Genomic DNA, 16,448 nt, shown 5'->3' on the forward strand with positions numbered 1-16,448 from the left:
TAAGAAGCTTTTTCTTCTAAAAAGTAGAGACTTTTAACAAAAAAGGGGAAAGGTTCTTCCCACTTTTTTTGTAGATAATTTTTATATAATTTTACCTTTGCTGTTATAGCTGCTATTTTATTAGTTGAAAAATATCTCTTATTAACATCTAAGTTAAGAAAAAGTTCTTTGTCTATTTCGAGACTCCCTTCATCTTTTAATAAGAAATATTTATTATTCAACCCTTCGACCTTTTCGATCGATAATAAAAAGCCTATAACACTAGCGTTATATAGCCAATTTCCTGGGTATAATGTTACTGTCTTTTCTCCCATTTTCTAAACCACCTCCACCATTCCAAATCCTTGAGCTCTTCGTAATCCAATTCCAATTTTTTGTAAATAGTCCAAGTCTTCAGGATTTCCAGAAAGTTCAAAAACTCCCGAGAAACAAGTAAAAGTGTATAGACAAGGTTCTTCATTTTTTTCTCTTATTCTGTGTTTTATTACTTCTTTTCTTATTTTTATGGGTCTCAATTCAATCCTCTCCTTTATTCCTTCTCCTCTAATGCCTTTTAAAATTGAATCTATTAAGTAATTAAACTCTCTTAAAAAATAAACAAATTTTTCACTAGTATTTTCAAGAATATCTCCATCGCTATCAATGGGTAATAAAGGATTTTTGTTTTTATCTTCTATCAGTATTGGTGAAAGCGTTTTAAAAATAGCTTTATTGTCTTTTATTATTTTTTCTTTTAAAAGAGTGATATTTATGATTTTAGAGATTATTCCATCTCCTACTTTATAGGGATAAAGTTTTTTATTTATCAAGCCATTATAAAGAATAACAAGGAAATTAATATCTAAAGAGGATATGTAAAATTCAACTGGACTTTTTAGATAGAAGATATTTTTTTCTTTTTTAAACTCTTCTTTATCGTGTTGAAATCTTATTGCAAAGCAAAAGGGTTTAGGAGCCTTATTCGTCTTTTCTATATTGTCTTCTTCATAATGGTATAATCTATCTAAATATTCTTTACCTTCTTCTGATAGATTAAGGGCATCTTTAATTAGCTTCATAAAATAGTTTCTGTAATCTATAGGAAGGAGGTCCCCTTCATAAATGAGCTTAAATCTCATAATCTATCACCCCTTTTTAAAGATGAATTTTATTTTCCTTTTTAAAATATTCCTTATATTATACCTCTTAAATAAATTTACTGGAATTTCTAAAATTTCTTTTAAGAGATATTATAAATAAGGAAAGGGTCAATAGTAGTCCCTACAAAAATTTTTTTTCTTTTTTTACTATCTATATGTAATTTCAGTTATACTATACTTTGAATACTTTGTTATAATTCTTAGTAGCTAAGTACCAGTATAGTACTAGCAGAGGTAACAGAGAAAAAAGAAGCTGAGGTATGACTCTAATAGAGATAAAAAACTTAAGCAAATTCTAAAAAATAAGAAATATAAAGAGAAATTATGCCTAAATTTCTCATTGTTCTTTAAACCAAGCTTAATCTTGTTTAGTGATTAGAAGAAAATTTGAAAGATATAAAAAATTTACATGTTTTCTTATATAATATATAAAGAGGAGATTAGTATGAAGCATGTTACCATAAGAGATGTGGCAAGGCTTGCAGGGGTAGGTATAGCTACTGCTTCTCGAGCTCTAAATAATAAAGAAGAAGTAAGTCCTAAGACACGAAAAAGAGTTTTAGATGCTGCAAAAAAATTAGGGTACATTCCTAATTCCTTAGCTCGTGGACTTATCTCTGGAAGAACAAAAAAAATTGGCATAATAATTACAACAATTCTAAACCCCTTTTATGCCACTGTAGTTTCAGGTATAGAGAACGTATTATCTTCTCAGGGTTACACCTTAGCTCTATATAATTCCAACGAAGATCCTGTGAAAGAGAGAGAATCCATATTAACTTTAAGAGCTCAAAGGGTAGACGGATTAATCTTAGCTCCAGTGGAATATCAATCTAAAAGTGTAAAATATCTTTTGGAAAACCAAATTCCCTTTGTTCTTGTAGCAAGAAATACCATAGATAAAAATACTAACTATGTAATTTGTGATGACTTTAAGATAGGAAGAATAGCGACGGAATATCTTATTAAGAAAGGACATAAAAGAATTCTTTTTATCAATTCTTGGAGAAGTTCTAGTGCTCTATTAAGATTAGAAGGACATAAGAGATCTCTTCTTAATTCTGGTTTAAAGATAAATCCTAAGCTTATATATTCCTTAAGCCCCAATATTAATTTAAGAGATATTTTAGATCATGTTTTTTCACAAAAATTAAAACCTACAGCAATATTTTGTTTTTGTGATTCCATAGCTTTAGAAGTAATTAAAATTTTAAAAGATAAAAAAATAAAAATACCTGATGACGTTGCAGTAATGGGATGTGATAATTTGGATTTTACCGATTTAATAGACCCTCCTCTTACTACTGTTGACATATCAAAATATGAAATGGGAATAAAATCCGCAAGAATACTTATTGAAAAACTTAAAGAGGAAAAAAAGGAACCCATACAAGTAATGTTAGAACCTAAGTTAATAATTCGAGCTTCTGCATGATAATATCAATAAATGAAAGTACTTATTTACAATTCTATTTTTTCTCCATTATAGATTTCCTTTGTATTTACATCTTGTAAAAATACTGCTATAGAGAATTTGTTGGGACTAAAATTTTTATGTAAATCATATTCTATTTTTAATTCAAGATTTTCCTTAGGATTTATTTTTATGCTTTTTCCTCTCTCATCAGGAATATAATCTCTTATGACAAATCTATGCTTCTTTTCTCCATTTCTACCTTCATAATGAACTAATTTTTCATAAAAAATAACGAAAAGCTTAAGATTTTTTGTAGTATTAGAAAGAGATTCTATTCCAATTTTAAAACTTATTTTGTTTCCACTTCTCTTCAAATCATATATTTCAAGGGAATATATCGGTTTTTCTTTTAAAATATCATTAATTATTTCAATAATTTCATCATAATATGCTGGATGAATAGCATATTTGCCATTTATTATTAAAGTAGGTACTCCCTCAATTCTATAATAATTTGCTCTGTTGTTAGTCTCTTTAGTATCTAAACCATCATGCCAAACTTGATTTCTTAAAAGTATAATTTGATTTGAAAATTGATCATAAATTTTATCTACTAGTGGACCATATCTTGCACAGGGACCGCACCAAGTAGCAGTGAAAAGCTCAAGAACTAATTTTCTACTAACATTTTCTTGAGGGGAAGAATATGTGGAGGTTAAAAATAAAAGAAAAATAATAAAAATTTTTAAAAGGAATTTTGAATTAATATTCATATTTTTATTCCTCCAATTTTGTATATTTTGAGGATTATTATAGAATATCTTTAGGGGTTTGGAAATCTATGGTATTCCATAAACCAAAAGAATTGAAGTGGAAGGACAAAATTTAAAATTAGTAGAGTAGTTTAAATTATGGTCTATCAGGAGATAGCAAAAAATTTTTATACAGTATACTCTTTCCAGTTTTTACTTTGAAGTTTCATGCGTTCTATTATTAATTTTAAAAATTCTTCTTCTGCCTCCTCATCTCCACTTTCTTCAAGTATTTCCATATCTTCTAGGATGATATAACCAAGGTATTCAAAAACTTTTTCTAAAGATGGATCAAGTAAAGCTTCTTCCTCCCCTTTTCTAAATATTGATGTTTTAGATGTAGGTTTTATATTAAACCAATACCATCGATCTTCAAGTAAATCTTCTCCAAAAGTCAGTGAATCTATAATATAACATGAGTAAAATCTTGGTGAAAATTCTAATTTTATATTTTCAAAAATCCATCCTCTGTAAACATAAGCACCATAGATTTCTGCAGTTTTAGAATTTTCCCTCCATATTATATTTCCATCATGTAATAACTTAGCTCCGTTTGGAAGTTCTAAAGTGTAATTTTCTCTTTTTAAATATTCTGAACTACACTTAATTAACATTTATTCACCCCCCTTCTATTTGATGTTATGTTCTCTATCAAAACACCAAATGATATACTGTTAGAGGTGGAACTTTCAATTCAAAACGATTATTTTCTATATTCTTTATTTCTCCCATTTTTCTTATATTAGGTGAGTTATAATCAAATCCCCATATAACACAAGAAGAATAGGTATATGAACTTTCTATATTTACCTTTGCTATACCTTCTTTGTCCCAATTTCTATTTATAATAATAATATGTAGTTTATTTTCATTATCCTTATGAATAGAGGCGTATACTGGCATATTTTCTACATCACTGGTTTCTGCTTTTACACATATATCTCCATATTTTGACCCTTTTCCGTCATAATTTAAATAAATATTGTAAGCGGAAGAAATGTAGCTACCTGAATCCCCCCATCTTGTGGCAAGATAAATACCATATTTCCCAAAGATACCAAGAACATCAGTTTGAGCAATTCCTCCTGAAATATGATTTCTTCCTCCATAATCATATTCAGTTATGGCAAGCTTTGTTCCAGGATAATAAGTCTCAATATCTTTCTTGATAGTAGGAATTATAGGTAAAAACTCAGGAAACCATTGATTGATCCAGCTATTCTCGCCCGCAGTAATAACACCTTTTTGAGAGGATTTATAGGTAGGATCCCATAAGGTTCTTGGAGCCTGCATTCTTGCAATACTGACATCTTTATCTATGTTATTTTCTCCTTCAAAGCAAATTCTTACATTACCTCCTCTTGCCTCGGGATACCAGTGAAGAGATAAAACATCAAGAAGTCTTTTTCCATAGTTTTGTGATTCTTCCTTCATTTTCTGCAGATAATAGCTAATAAACCACTTATGATTTCCTTTTACTTGATTCCAATCAGGAGCATCCTGTAGAGAATAATATCCCATAAATCCATAGGATTCATATCCCATAACTTCTGCATCTTTATCCATCTCCTTTATTACCTTTGCAAGTTCAACAGATTTCTGAATAAGTTCATTACATGTAGTCTTATTGGGATGAATTCTTGGATGAGTGCTTGACCATAAATCGGGCTCATTATCAAGAAGATAACCTTTTATCCCAGTATTTGTATTTGCTTTCCCATATTTGTTTATAAGGAAATTTATAAGTTCATCTATATATACAAAATTATCAGTAGTATCTGGAGTTAAAGAAAAAGGAGAATTTTTCTTAAATTGAACTTGTGCCCATCTTGGAGATGGTGCAGTTTCATTCTCCTTTACAGTACCATTTGCATCCTTTGCCACATAACCTGCCATCTGAAGAGTAATAAGGCTAATTGCTCCCATTTTTAAAGAATCATCATGAAATTTAGAAAGTACAATAGCAGGTATATTATAGTCCTTTTGTGGTATTCCCATAACCCAAGGTAAGTAATAATCACTATAATGATACCAGTCAGAACCTGCATTTGACATATTAGTTTCCCAATTATAACCTGTAAGTCTATTGCCTCCAATTCTTCTTGCAGTATGCCTTACATTTTCAACATCCTGATTTGCTCCATAGATGTATGGACTAATAGTTATTCTTTCTTTGTTGGTATTAATATTTACATTAACACTAAATTGTCCTGTGGGAATAATATTACCACCTCCTTCACTATTTTTTACACATCCTGAGAGGATTAGAAGTAAAAATAAAATTAGGATGCTTAATTTCTTCAAAAATAACACCTCCTAATAATTTTAATCTAACTATTTTATCTTTGGAAAATCTTCTTTTGGTATATTAATAGTTTTAGCAGTTCCCCCTACCACTTCATAGAGAGTTACTTTATAGACTGTGTAGTGAATAGAAGATTCTACCCTTTGAGTTTTAAATATGAAAATATCTTTAAACCTTTCATATCTGGCATTCTTAGTAAATTTACCAACATTACTATCCCATTTCTCTCCAAGGCTAAAATATAAATAATATTTTCCATCTTTTATCCCTTTTATAGTAAAAGTTTCCTTAGCTCTTATATATACAGCTATCAATACTTTTTTAGGTTCATCTACAGAAGAAATTATGCATATGGCATCAGTTTTATTCATATCGTTTTTGATTGTTAAGACTCCATACCCATTTCTTTCAGAATCTTTTAAAAATGTGCCTGTAGTAGGTCTTATATTTCCAATAATAGGTGTAGAAAGTAAAATAAATATTAAAGAGATAAGTAATAACTTTTTCATATTAATCTCCCCTATTTATATCATCTCCTCTTTAAAATAGATTTTAATAAAATTATATCAAAATTGCCATAAAAATTTTTTATTCTTTTCAAGATGTGATAAAAATCACTTTTTAAAAAATTTTATTTTTTTATAATACTCATAGAAATAAGATTTGAATAATCATAATATTAATAATTTATATCACATTCAAATCTTACTTCTTTAAAAAATTCAATTAGGAGGATAGAGATGAAAAAAACAGTATTTCTTTTCCCCTTCATTCTTTTTCTTCTTTTTCTTTCCCCTTCCTTAGGTTTGGTAACACCAAAATATGGAGTATTATATGCAAATAACAATCAGGTTATAAATTATAATTTTACCTTTCCTAATGTTCCAGTAGTTTTAACATCTGCTCAGGTAAATGGAAGGGCTGTATCAAGCTGTGCTGTAAATGTGGGAAGAGATAATTTTGTTATTTCCCTGAGAGATGATGCAGGGAATCCTGTCCCTTCTGCTTGGGTTCAGTGGATAGCTTTTATTCCTGATGCATCTTTAAAAATGGTAGGATCCATAATGGTTGCAAGTCATGGTCAACGTATATCCTTTAATCTTCCCAATTATCCAGTAATAATCACAAATGCTCAGAAAGGAGGAGTTGCTTTAATTTCTGGTGCTATGAACAATTCTCCCACAGGATTTGATTTATACTTGGTAGATAGTAATGGAAATCCTGTAAATGATGCTTGGGTTATTTGGGGAGCTATTATTCCTGAGCCTCAGCTTAATGGATTTAAGGGAGAAGTCAAAGTATTAAGTAATGGTAGCAATATTTCCTTTACTCCTCCTTTTATAAGTAGTCCTTCTTATGTTCTTTCCGCACAGCCAGGGGTTATTGCTGGAGCAGTTAATAATAGAAATGATGGTTTTACCCTGTCTTTAATTAAGCATGATGGAACTCCTGCCCAAAATGTATGGACTCAGTGGCTAGGTTTTGCAGGATTGCCAAGTACAGTTGTGCCCTCAACTCAAAATATAAGCTATACAGAAGTTTCTACGTCACATGGTCCTGTAGTGGGATGTTCTGGAAATTATAGGTATAGTATAGATGCTAATGGATATTTGAAGGCTTGGTGTTATGCTTATGCTAAAATACCAGCAAGTGATGTTGTTTCTTATGTAAAAGCATTTAGATCCCATAATATTAAAATTAATGCACCCACTAATGATTTTTACACTTGTAATTTAACCATGGAAGTGGATGTTAAGGGATTAATTGGTAAGATAGATTATGCTTTGCCAGTCGGAGCAAGTGATACTCAATACTTGGGAAAAGTTACCGCTGGAATAGTAGAGAATGTAAATCTTTATTATTTAGAAAGTCAATCTGGTTATAGAGCTATTATATGGCAAAAGGCATCAAGGGATTGGTTAGAATTCATTGAATCCTCAATTAAAACTATATTGGGAGGATATGGAAGTATTTTTGTTCCAGGATATGATGTGGCAGTAACATTGATTGAAGTAGCCAATCAATCTGTAAATGCTGCTGAAGTTGTAAACGGAAAATATAGGATTGAATTTAAGAATATAAAATTAAAAGGAAATACAAATTATAGTATCTTTGTGTGTATAGAAGGTAAAGCAAGAGCAGTTTGTGCCGGTTTAGCAGAATCTGTCTGTGAGGTAGATTTTTATTATCTTCCTCCTTATATTGGTGATAGTGAAAGAAATGATCCCCTTGGTGGTAGAGGAGTTAGAATTCTAAGTTATAATCTTACTTTCAATCAATAAAAATCTTGGGGAGAGATCTTCTCTCCCCTTGTTATTTTTTTTAATTCTTTGATTATAAAAAGGTCTTATTTTAATCCTATACTGAATTTTTAATATAAGCAGATACAAGGTATGTGATTGCAATTAAAAAAATATCTACTGCATATTTTAAACTTCTATTCCCTCATATAAGGGATGTTTCTTATATAAGGTTAGGACTTATTTAAGCTTTGGAAAGATTCGATTGGAAAAAGGGCTATAAATTCTCTACCTATGCTAAATGGTGGATAAAACAGTCAATTACAAGGGCAATAGTAGATTTTGGATCTTTGATTAGAACACCATTACATTTTAAAGAAAGACAAGAAATTTTAAGAAAAGGTTATAAAAATTTTTTAGAAAAATATAACAGAGAACCAAATTTAGAAGAATTATCCTATTTTTTGGGATGGGATATGGAGTTAATTAAAGATTTAAAATGTTTTGAATATAAATTTATTCCCTATGATATTCTCTTAGATGAATTTTCCAATGAAGAATATGAGTGTTTGCAGGAATTAATTAATTGTATAGATAGCTGTTTAAAAACAAAAATGATGATGTATAATGATTTTTCAGAGGAAATCATATTGGAAGAGTTTTTAAGGGATGAAATCTATGGGGAAAGTAAGTTCATTCAGGAATTTATAAAATTGGAGTTACAAGGGAAAGAATAATACAAAATCTAAATTCTTAAAGGATTATCGTAATCTTTAATTAGATTTAAGAATAAAAGTTTTAATTTGGAGTTAAAATTATGTCTGTTATTATCGATACTGAGAGAGGGAAAAAGGTTGCTGATCTTCTCTATAGGGTTTTCTCTACCAAGGGGATTCATGGAAAAACTGAAATGCCAGAGGATATGATACCTAAAGGTGTAGAAAAAGGTTCTATTGATCATATATTATTTATCACTCTAACAGTTTCTATTGATTATCAAAGAGATGCTACATTATTATGGGAAAGTTCAAGAAAAACTTTTGAAGATGCCGAAACAAAATATCTATTTGTTCCTAAATTATTATATGAAACTCCCATAGAAAAAATTATTTTAGATATGCAAAAGTATAAACTGTCTAAGAAAATTGAAAAGGATGCTAATATTTGGAGAGGAATTGGAGTTACTTTTTATAAAAGATGGCAGGGTAATCCTTTCAAATTTCTCGAATATTGTGATTGGGATGCAGAAAATGTTTTGAAATATTTGAAATATTTAAAGTATGACTTTCCATATCTTCGTGGTCCTAAAATTAGTTCATTATGGTTAAGGATGCTAAGGGATAACGTAGGAATTCAATTGAAAAATTTAGAAAAAATTCCAATTCCTGTAGATATACATATAGCGAGAGCTACTTTAACTACTGGGGTTATTAGAGGTAAATTTAGAGATAAATTCAATAAAATATTTGAGCATATACGAAAAGCTTGGTTTGAAAGCGTTAAAGGGCTTAGATTAAAAGATAGAGAGATGATATCTTTAGATATAGATGAACCTCTATGGATACTTTCAAAGTATGGTTGTAGAAATCGTGATGAGATTACAGGAGATTGTCTACTTTATGAGAGATGTGAAGCAAAAGAATATTGTGTAAAAGGGATGGTGAGAATAAAAGATGGTATTTTGGAGTTGGAAACACAATAATTTATTAATCTCTTTTAGAAAGAGTTTGGGAATGTTTTATTAAAAGAAGTAAATTTTTTAAACTATTTTTTAGAAAATACTTAAGGATAGTAATGGTAAATGAGTAAGGTAAAAAGTCTAGACTTTTAATAATTGAATCTACTTAAGTTAGGAGATTTTGTTTTTTATTTTTACTAATTTTAAAGCATAAGACCATAAGTATAGAATATGTTATTCCATTCTTCTGTTATATATAGTATAGTCTCAATTTCTTTCTAAGTGACCTATCTCCATGCCTATCTACTTTTTGTTTATTAAGTTATCTTGACTTGGAGTTAACTCCAAAATTTATAATTTTATTTATAACTAAAAATAATAATTAAGGAGGTATATGAATGAAATACAGAAATTTGGGAAAACTTAATGTAAAAGTTTCTGTTTTAGGATTTGGCGCTATGAGACTTCCAACCTTAGGAAGAGAGTCCCAAATAGATGAACCTAAGGCTATAGAGATGATAAGATATGCTATTAATCATGGAGTAAATTATGTGGATACTGCATATCCCTACCATGGAGGGCAAAGTGAAATAGTAGTTGGAAAAGCATTAAAAGAAGGATATAGAGAGAAAACATATGTTGCTACAAAACTTCCTGTTTGGCTTGTTAGTAGAAAAGAAGATATGGATAAGTATTTAATGGAACAGTTGAAAAAATTAGATACTGATCATATAGATTTTTATCTTTTACATGCTCTTAATGAGAGTTCATGGCAGAGAATGTATAATTTAGGAGCTTTAGATTGGGGCGAAAAGATGAAAGAAAAAGGTCTTATTAGATATTTTGGTTTTTCTTTTCATGATAATCTGGAGGCTTTTAAAAAGATTATTGATGCTTATGACTGGGATTTTTGTCAGATTCAGTATAATTACATGGATATAAAAGAACAGGCAGGAAAAGAAGGTTTAGAATATGCAGGGAAAAGGGGTATTGGAGTAGTAATAATGGAACCTTTAAGGGGAGGTAGATTGGTTAATCCTCCTGAGGAAGCAAAAAGACTTATGGAAAATTATAAAACAAAAAGATCTCCTGTAGAATGGGCATTACTTTGGATTTGGAATCATCCTGAAGTTTCCACAGTTCTTTCTGGAATGAGTACCTTGGAGCAAGTCAAAGAAAATATTGAGATCGCAGATAAGGCTGAAATTGGTTTGTTAACTCAAGAGGAGCTTAGGATTATTGAAAAAGTAAGAGATATTTATTTGGGGATAAAAGCAATAGATTGCACTCAATGTCAATATTGTATGCCCTGTCCCTATGGAGTAAATATTCCTCTAAACTTCCATCTTTACAATGAGGGAGTAAGATATAATAGTTGGGGAGCTCCTTCGTGGCACTATAATCATGGAATGAATCCAGAAGAAAGGGCTGAAAACTGTAAGAAATGCGGTGAATGTGAGCCAAAGTGTCCTCAAAGTCTTCCTATAAGAGATCTATTAGAAAAAGTTGCAAGCGCCTTGAGTTCCTAAAGATTGTCAAAGAAATAGGAATCGGGGAGGTGAGAAGTAAGATTTACTGAAAAATTGGAGAGAAAATGATAAACTATTAATTATGAAATATGGAAGGAGAAGTATATCAATAAATTTAACAGAATTGATTTCAAAATTAAAAGAAAATTTTGAAGAAGATGAGAATATTATATTTGCATATCTTTTTGGAGGATTAGCTAAGAATAGAATTTCTCCTATAAGTGATATTGATATAGCAGTATATTTAAGAAATGTAGCGAATATTGTGAATGAAAAAATTAGAATTTTGAATAAAATATGTGATTCTTTAAAATATGATGATGTAGACCTTATAATTCTGAATATGGCTCCTATCTCTTTAAAGGGAAGAATACTTCAAAATAGAATAGTTATTATTGATAAAGATCCTTCTTTGAGGTATTCATTTGAGTCTTTGACTTTAAGAATGTTTTTTGATTTTTCTATAAAAGAAAAACAAATTCTTTATAGGAGATATAAGCTTGGTTGATAAAGCTCTTATTCTTAGAAAGATATCCGAATTGGAAGAACATTTAAAAGAATTAGACGAGTTTAAAGATATAACCGTTGAAATTTATTCGAAAGATTGGAAAATACAGAGAATTATAGAGAGAACATTGCAGATTACTATAGAAATTTGTATTGATATAGCAAATCATATTATTTCAGAGGAAGGCTTTAGAATACCTTCAAGTTATAGTGATACTTTTAAAGTATTGTATGAAAAAGAAATTATTAATAATGAGTTGTTAGAGATAATGGAAAGGATGGTAAGATTTCGAAATATAATAGTTCATAATTATGATAAAATTGATCCTGGGATTGTTGTAAATATAATTAAAAAAAATCTCAATGATTTCATAAAATATAAAGATCATATTATTTCATACTTAAAGAGAAGAATTTAAATTTATACTTTCCTTCTTTTTCCTCTTAGTAAAGTTAAGCCGAGAAAAGTAGAAATTAAGGCAATAACTGTTAAGAATAAGTACATGCCCTTTAATCCTAAGATATCCGCAACATTGCCCGATATTAATGCTGTTAATGTTTGAGAAATAGCCATTGCCATAGATAGAATTCCTTGGGCACTTGCTCTTTCCTCTTCCGATACAAGATCGTTAATATATACCACTGCAACAGTAATCATTATTGCAAAGGTTAAGCTATGGGTAAAAAGTTGTATTAAAATAACATCTAAGGCTTTGTTAGCCAAGGAATATAAAAATACCCTTATAGGTAATATTATTGAAGTGAATAAAAGAAGAGGCAATCTTCCTATTTTATCCGATAAATATCCCCATAGATAAGTAGTAGGTATTTCGGTAATAGAACATACAGAAAGAGCCCAACTAATATCACTATTTGTCCCTCCTAAATGTTTAATTAAAAGATTGACATTTCCTGCAGAGCCCCCCATGGCAAAAATATAGATCATAAAGAATATTAAAAAATTTCTAACATCCGTTCTTGTTATAAACTTTTGTATATCTTTTATCTCTATCCTTCTTACTCCAGTTTTTAATTCTGGCTCCTTTAGAAGAAGAACTGTTAATAATCCAAGAAAAAAGATTAAACTTATTAACGGAAACATAATATTAGGTTCTGTAAGTTTGGGATAAAAACCAATAGTTAGCATCATTATTAAAAATCCTATGGGAGCCCATACTCTTACTGATGCAAAGGCTTTTCCTGTGCCTATTCCAGTGGAATAGTCAAAGATTAAAACATTTGATAATGTGGTCAAAGAGTTCATAAAAATGCCTATAAGGGAGTACATAAAAACAAAGCCTAAAAATTGATTTAATCTTGGAAAGACTAAGAAGTATATTAGTATAAGTATTAGAGAACTTACTATTAAAAAAGGCTTTCTCTTTCTCAATCTATCAGAAAGATAACCTACATAAACCTGAGAAAGAGCACCAAAAAAGGCAGAAAGGGCAGAAAGGGTTCCTATCATTCCAATAGAAAAATTCTTATATTCTCTTAAATAAACAGGTATAAAGAAGAATATAAAGGTCCAATTGGCATAATAAATGAAAAGAAAGACTTTTAAAAGCAGTAAATCTTTATTTTTTATCACCTTCATATGAATTTACCTCTTTATTCCTTCAAATTATCGTATTCTTCTTCAGAAACGGGCTCAAGCCATTGGGTTATATTTTCAGATGCGCTGATAACTACATGAGAAAGCCATGTATCCTTTCCTGCTCCATGCCAGTGTTTTACCCCACTTGGAACTTTTATCACATCACCAGGTTTTAGTCTTTGGGCTTTCTTCCCCCATTCCTGATACCAACCATATCCATCGATAATTAATAAAATTTGTCCATGGGAATGAGTATGCCAATTATTACGACATCCAGGCTCAAAGGTAACATTTATTACTTGAAAATTATATTTTTCCTCAGAGGAAACTAAGGGATTAAAATAAACCTTTCCTGAGAAATATTTACTTAACTCAGGAGAAGCAGGCTCTCCTTTTCCAAATATATTTTTTTCCATTTCTTTCCTCCTTTTTATTCATAATTATTTTTTCTTCCCTTATGGAATATAGGTTTAAATATATATCTTAGAGTTAACTCGAAGTCAATATTTATGATCTTTAAAAAGAATTGATAAGAAAGAAGAATGGGAATTCCAAGATAGTAGATAGTGTGATAGATCTTATTGGGAATACTCCCATGATAAGGCTAAATAAAATTGGGGAGCATGGAATGGCAGAAATTATTGGAAAGATAGAATCTTTTAATCCAGGAGGAAATGTTAAGGAAATGTCTTTGCATCCTTAAAAATGGCAAAGGATTTGGGAGAAGGAAAGAGAATAGTAGTTATACTTCTGATAACTGTATGTAAAATTTTAGAAAAATTGCTTTTAATATATTCTCCTTGTTTTTTGACTTAACTCAAACAAATCATCGGCAATCTTTAAAATAACATCCTTAAGTTCTATCTTTTGGATCCATTCTTTAGGAATGTTATCAATTCCTAAATAGGCTCCTAATATATTACCTGTTATTGCTCCAGTACTATCACTGTCTCCATCATGATTTACAGCAGAAATTAAAGCTTTTCTAAAATCGTTTCTATATTTTAAAGCACAATATAAAGATATAGATAAGGCTTCTTCCCCTGTAAACCCTTGTCCTAATTTAGGTATGGCAGAAATATCTCCAAGAGAACTCTTAGAAAGTTTATAGGCCTCAATTAGAGCTTCTACAAGTTCTTCACTTTTTTTACAATTCTTCAGCTTAGAAATGACTTCCATTAAGGCTTCTTCTAAATCTAAACCATCAATTATAGCAGAAATAAAATAAGCTAGAGCACCTCCTGCCAAATATCCTGTAGGATGTCCATGGGTTATTGCTGAAAAATCAACAGCCATATCAAAAGCAACATTCTTAGGATATGCCAACCCACAAGGTGCAATTCTCATAACTCCTCCACATCCCTTACTATTGTTTATAGGATTATCTAAAGTGCCCATTTTTCCAGAAGAAAGAGCGGATATGCAAGTCTTTCCAGGGGCTTTTATCTTATAAAGTTCTCTTATTTTTATCAGAAATCCAACATTTATCTCCTCAAAGTTTTTTAAAGGAAAACCTTGAGTATAAAGCCACCTCAGATAAGAATGATACATAACTTTTTTGTGATCAACATATGAACTATTTATAATTTTATAATTTTCAAAGATTAATATTCCTTCTGCGGTAAAAAGAGTCATCTGAGTATCATCTGAAAATTCTGAATTACTGTTATCTTTTACTATTAAATCTGTAATTCCCTCATTTCCATATATTTTAAGAATTTCCTCTCTTTTTAAAAATTCAACAGGATAGCCAAGAGCATCACCTATAGCTCCCCCAATAAGACATCCCCTAAATTTTTTTAGAAGTTCACTTTTAAACATTATTTTAAGAATTTATATTTATTCTTTTCCCACCATTCAATCCATTTGTTTATATTATAGTCAAAATGAATGCCTGTAATCTTTCTAAGGAATCTTATTACAGCATCTTTTACATTAAAATGGGAATCATTTAATATTAGTATCAGTGCTTCTATTGCTCTTTGATCTTTTATCTCTCCTAGAGCATAGGCGGATGCTTCTCGCACAAATGGATTTATATCTCTTCTCTGTTATATCCAAGTCTTCTTATATTTGGATCACTATGATTTATGACTTTAATCAGTTCTTCTATATTTACCTATTTCTCATATTCCAAATAGCTTAATCCTTTATCTGCAATTATTAAAGATAAAGATCTTTTTTAGAAGGAGAAAGATAAAATCTGGTGCATAAAAACTATTTTTCTTTTAGCAAAATAGTTAGTGAGATATGCGCCAGTATAATAAGATAGAAAGAATTAAGACTGTGCTCACTGTCCTTGATATAAACAGGAAGTTAAAACTTTATCTAATAAGCTAAAAAGAACTGACTTCTCTTATAGAAGACATGAATATTTTTTAAAAGAAAATATTACTTATCTATCTCTGAAAGTTATATAAATTTGCCTATTATGGCTTATTTACTAAGAATTTATCTATATTTCTTAAGAGTGGCACCTATGTCCATACCAAGTGCTAGTAGATTATTTTCTTTTTGATATAATGATTATTAAATATTAATATTCTTGGAGGATTTAATAATGGAATATAAAAAAATTTTAATGGGAAAACAAAAGAGAATTGCCTTAGTGGCTCATGATAATAAAAAGCAAGAATTACTGGACTGGGCTAAATTTAATAAAGGCACTTTAGCTCAGCACATACTTTATGCTACAGGAACCACAGGGGATATTTTGGAAAAAGAATTGGGATTGAAGATTAATAAACTATATAGTGGTCCCTTGGGAGGAGACCAACAGATAGGAGCCAAAATAGCAGAGGGGGAAATAGATTTTCTCATATTCTTTTGGGATCCCTTGGAACCTCTGCCCCATGATCCCGATGTAAAGGCTCTTTTGCGTATTGCAGTGGTATGGAATATTCCCATAGCATGTAATAGAGCAACAGCAGATTTTCTTATCTCTTCCCCTTTAATGAATACTGAGTATGAAAGATTAGTTCAAGATTACTCCGATTATGTACATAGAAAGATAAAGTTGATGGAGAATGGAGGAGAAAATATATACTAGGTTTCTTTTTTAAATATTTCCTCATAACTTTTAAATCTTTACAAAACCTTTAAACCCTTTTAAGTATTGCCTTACATTAAAGCTTTAAAATTTCTTTAACTTATTAAAGTCAAAATTTAATATTTTCTTAAAGCTTATTTAAAATTAGCCCTCTATACTTCTGCTTGAAAGGAGC

General features: G+C 30.0%; 18 protein-coding genes and 1 pseudogene. 9 read left to right on the forward strand and 10 right to left on the reverse strand.

Annotated elements, in window-relative coordinates; genetic code table 11:
• A partial coding sequence (locus tag NZ841_07705; GenBank protein ID MCS7202642.1) for a hypothetical protein occupies window positions 1-314 on the reverse strand: 314 nt, incomplete at its 3' end.
• A gap of 3 nt (window positions 315-317) precedes the next feature.
• Window positions 318-1,118, reverse strand: coding sequence for a CRISPR-associated endoribonuclease Cas6 (cas6, locus tag NZ841_07710; GenBank protein ID MCS7202643.1), 801 nt, complete (start codon window positions 1,116-1,118; stop codon window positions 318-320).
• A 466-nt stretch (window positions 1,119-1,584) separates the two neighbouring features.
• Between cas6 and NZ841_07715 the strand changes: the two genes are divergently transcribed.
• Entirely contained in the window at window positions 1,585-2,574 is a 990-nt protein-coding gene (locus NZ841_07715) for a LacI family transcriptional regulator (GenBank protein ID MCS7202644.1), read from the forward strand.
• Window positions 2,575-2,600: 26 nt separating this feature from the next.
• On the opposite strand, the gene NZ841_07720 is transcribed toward NZ841_07715, so the two are convergent.
• The 4 genes from NZ841_07720 to NZ841_07735 form a co-directional block, all read right to left on the reverse strand.
• Window positions 2,601-3,329, reverse strand: coding sequence for a thioredoxin (locus tag NZ841_07720; GenBank protein MCS7202645.1), 729 nt, complete (start codon window positions 3,327-3,329; stop codon window positions 2,601-2,603).
• Window positions 3,330-3,496: 167 nt separating this feature from the next.
• Window positions 3,497-3,982, reverse strand: coding sequence for a hypothetical protein (locus NZ841_07725; protein MCS7202646.1), 486 nt, complete (start codon window positions 3,980-3,982; stop codon window positions 3,497-3,499).
• 37 nt (window positions 3,983-4,019) lie between these two features.
• On the reverse strand, window positions 4,020-5,681 hold the full coding sequence (locus NZ841_07730; protein MCS7202647.1) for a glycoside hydrolase family 44 protein: 1,662 nt from the start codon (window positions 5,679-5,681) through the stop codon (window positions 4,020-4,022).
• Window positions 5,682-5,702: 21 nt separating this feature from the next.
• Window positions 5,703-6,182 (reverse strand): hypothetical protein, encoded by a 480-nt coding sequence (locus NZ841_07735; protein ID MCS7202648.1) that lies wholly within the window; start codon window positions 6,180-6,182, stop codon window positions 5,703-5,705.
• Window positions 6,183-6,413: 231 nt separating this feature from the next.
• Here NZ841_07735 and NZ841_07740 point away from each other — a divergent pair, with 231 nt between their 5' ends.
• The 6 genes and pseudogenes from NZ841_07740 to NZ841_07765 all read left to right on the forward strand — a co-directional run bounded on the left by NZ841_07740 (window position 6,414) and on the right by NZ841_07765 (window position 12,046).
• Window positions 6,414-7,955, forward strand: coding sequence for a hypothetical protein (locus NZ841_07740; protein MCS7202649.1), 1,542 nt, complete (start codon window positions 6,414-6,416; stop codon window positions 7,953-7,955).
• 191 nt (window positions 7,956-8,146) lie between these two features.
• Window positions 8,147-8,284, forward strand: a pseudogene (locus tag NZ841_07745) (RNA polymerase sigma factor RpoD).
• Between the two features lie 446 nt (window positions 8,285-8,730).
• Window positions 8,731-9,615, forward strand: a complete 885-nt coding sequence (locus tag NZ841_07750) for a hypothetical protein (GenBank protein ID MCS7202650.1) — start codon at window positions 8,731-8,733, stop codon at window positions 9,613-9,615.
• 374 nt (window positions 9,616-9,989) lie between these two features.
• On the forward strand, window positions 9,990-11,120 hold the full coding sequence (locus NZ841_07755) for an aldo/keto reductase (GenBank protein ID MCS7202651.1): 1,131 nt from the start codon (window positions 9,990-9,992) through the stop codon (window positions 11,118-11,120).
• Window positions 11,121-11,202: 82 nt separating this feature from the next.
• A complete protein-coding gene (locus tag NZ841_07760) occupies window positions 11,203-11,628 on the forward strand; it encodes a nucleotidyltransferase domain-containing protein (GenBank protein ID MCS7202652.1) in 426 nt (141 codons plus the stop codon).
• Window positions 11,621-12,046, forward strand: a complete 426-nt coding sequence (locus NZ841_07765; protein MCS7202653.1) for a DUF86 domain-containing protein — start codon at window positions 11,621-11,623, stop codon at window positions 12,044-12,046. Before NZ841_07760 ends, NZ841_07765 begins: the two co-directional genes overlap by 8 nt.
• Before the next feature lie 2 nt (window positions 12,047-12,048).
• On the opposite strand, the gene NZ841_07770 is transcribed toward NZ841_07765, so the two are convergent.
• Complete coding sequence (locus NZ841_07770) at window positions 12,049-13,224, reverse strand: MFS transporter (GenBank protein MCS7202654.1); 1,176 nt, start codon at window positions 13,222-13,224, stop codon at window positions 12,049-12,051.
• Window positions 13,225-13,238: 14 nt separating this feature from the next.
• A complete protein-coding gene (locus NZ841_07775) occupies window positions 13,239-13,640 on the reverse strand; it encodes a cupin domain-containing protein (GenBank protein MCS7202655.1) in 402 nt (133 codons plus the stop codon).
• 110 nt (window positions 13,641-13,750) lie between these two features.
• Between NZ841_07775 and NZ841_07780 the strand changes: the two genes are divergently transcribed.
• A complete protein-coding gene (locus NZ841_07780; GenBank protein MCS7202656.1) occupies window positions 13,751-13,927 on the forward strand; it encodes a hypothetical protein in 177 nt (58 codons plus the stop codon).
• Window positions 13,928-14,010: 83 nt separating this feature from the next.
• Here NZ841_07780 and NZ841_07785 read toward each other — a convergent pair whose 3' ends face one another.
• Window positions 14,011-15,045, reverse strand: coding sequence for an ADP-ribosylglycohydrolase family protein (locus NZ841_07785; GenBank protein MCS7202657.1), 1,035 nt, complete (start codon window positions 15,043-15,045; stop codon window positions 14,011-14,013).
• Window positions 15,045-15,263 (reverse strand): HEAT repeat domain-containing protein, encoded by a 219-nt coding sequence (locus tag NZ841_07790; GenBank protein ID MCS7202658.1) that lies wholly within the window; start codon window positions 15,261-15,263, stop codon window positions 15,045-15,047. The genes NZ841_07785 and NZ841_07790 overlap by 1 nt, the downstream gene beginning before the upstream one ends.
• Before the next feature lie 521 nt (window positions 15,264-15,784).
• Between NZ841_07790 and NZ841_07795 the strand changes: the two genes are divergently transcribed.
• Window positions 15,785-16,273 carry a methylglyoxal synthase gene (locus tag NZ841_07795; GenBank protein ID MCS7202659.1) on the forward strand — a complete coding sequence of 163 codons (489 nt, stop codon included), beginning with the start codon at window positions 15,785-15,787 and terminating at the stop codon, window positions 16,271-16,273.
• Window positions 16,274-16,448 lie beyond the last annotated feature (175 nt).

Source organism: Dictyoglomus sp., assembly GCA_025060475.1.
GTDB lineage: Bacteria > Dictyoglomota > Dictyoglomia > Dictyoglomales > Dictyoglomaceae > NZ13-RE01.

Excerpts from the sequence above, each read along its gene's own strand:
- NZ841_07795 (MCS7202659.1), top strand. The coding sequence starts at position 15,785 with ATGGAATATAAAAAAATTTTAATGGGAAAACAAAAGAGAATTGCCTTA.
- NZ841_07735 (MCS7202648.1), bottom strand. The coding sequence starts at position 6,182 with ATGAAAAAGTTATTACTTATCTCTTTAATATTTATTTTACTTTCTACA.
- NZ841_07740 (MCS7202649.1), top strand. The coding sequence starts at position 6,414 with ATGAAAAAAACAGTATTTCTTTTCCCCTTCATTCTTTTTCTTCTTTTT.
- cas6 (MCS7202643.1), bottom strand. The coding sequence starts at position 1,118 with ATGAGATTTAAGCTCATTTATGAAGGGGACCTCCTTCCTATAGATTAC.
- NZ841_07750 (MCS7202650.1), top strand. The coding sequence starts at position 8,731 with ATGTCTGTTATTATCGATACTGAGAGAGGGAAAAAGGTTGCTGATCTT.
- NZ841_07760 (MCS7202652.1), top strand. The coding sequence starts at position 11,203 with ATGAAATATGGAAGGAGAAGTATATCAATAAATTTAACAGAATTGATT.
- NZ841_07720 (MCS7202645.1), bottom strand. The coding sequence starts at position 3,329 with ATGAATATTAATTCAAAATTCCTTTTAAAAATTTTTATTATTTTTCTT.
- NZ841_07775 (MCS7202655.1), bottom strand. The coding sequence starts at position 13,640 with ATGGAAAAAAATATATTTGGAAAAGGAGAGCCTGCTTCTCCTGAGTTA.
- NZ841_07715 (MCS7202644.1), top strand. The coding sequence starts at position 1,585 with ATGAAGCATGTTACCATAAGAGATGTGGCAAGGCTTGCAGGGGTAGGT.
- NZ841_07785 (MCS7202657.1), bottom strand. The coding sequence starts at position 15,045 with ATGTTTAAAAGTGAACTTCTAAAAAAATTTAGGGGATGTCTTATTGGG.
- NZ841_07725 (MCS7202646.1), bottom strand. The coding sequence starts at position 3,982 with ATGTTAATTAAGTGTAGTTCAGAATATTTAAAAAGAGAAAATTACACT.
- NZ841_07770 (MCS7202654.1), bottom strand. The coding sequence starts at position 13,224 with ATGAAGGTGATAAAAAATAAAGATTTACTGCTTTTAAAAGTCTTTCTT.
- NZ841_07755 (MCS7202651.1), top strand. The coding sequence starts at position 9,990 with ATGAAATACAGAAATTTGGGAAAACTTAATGTAAAAGTTTCTGTTTTA.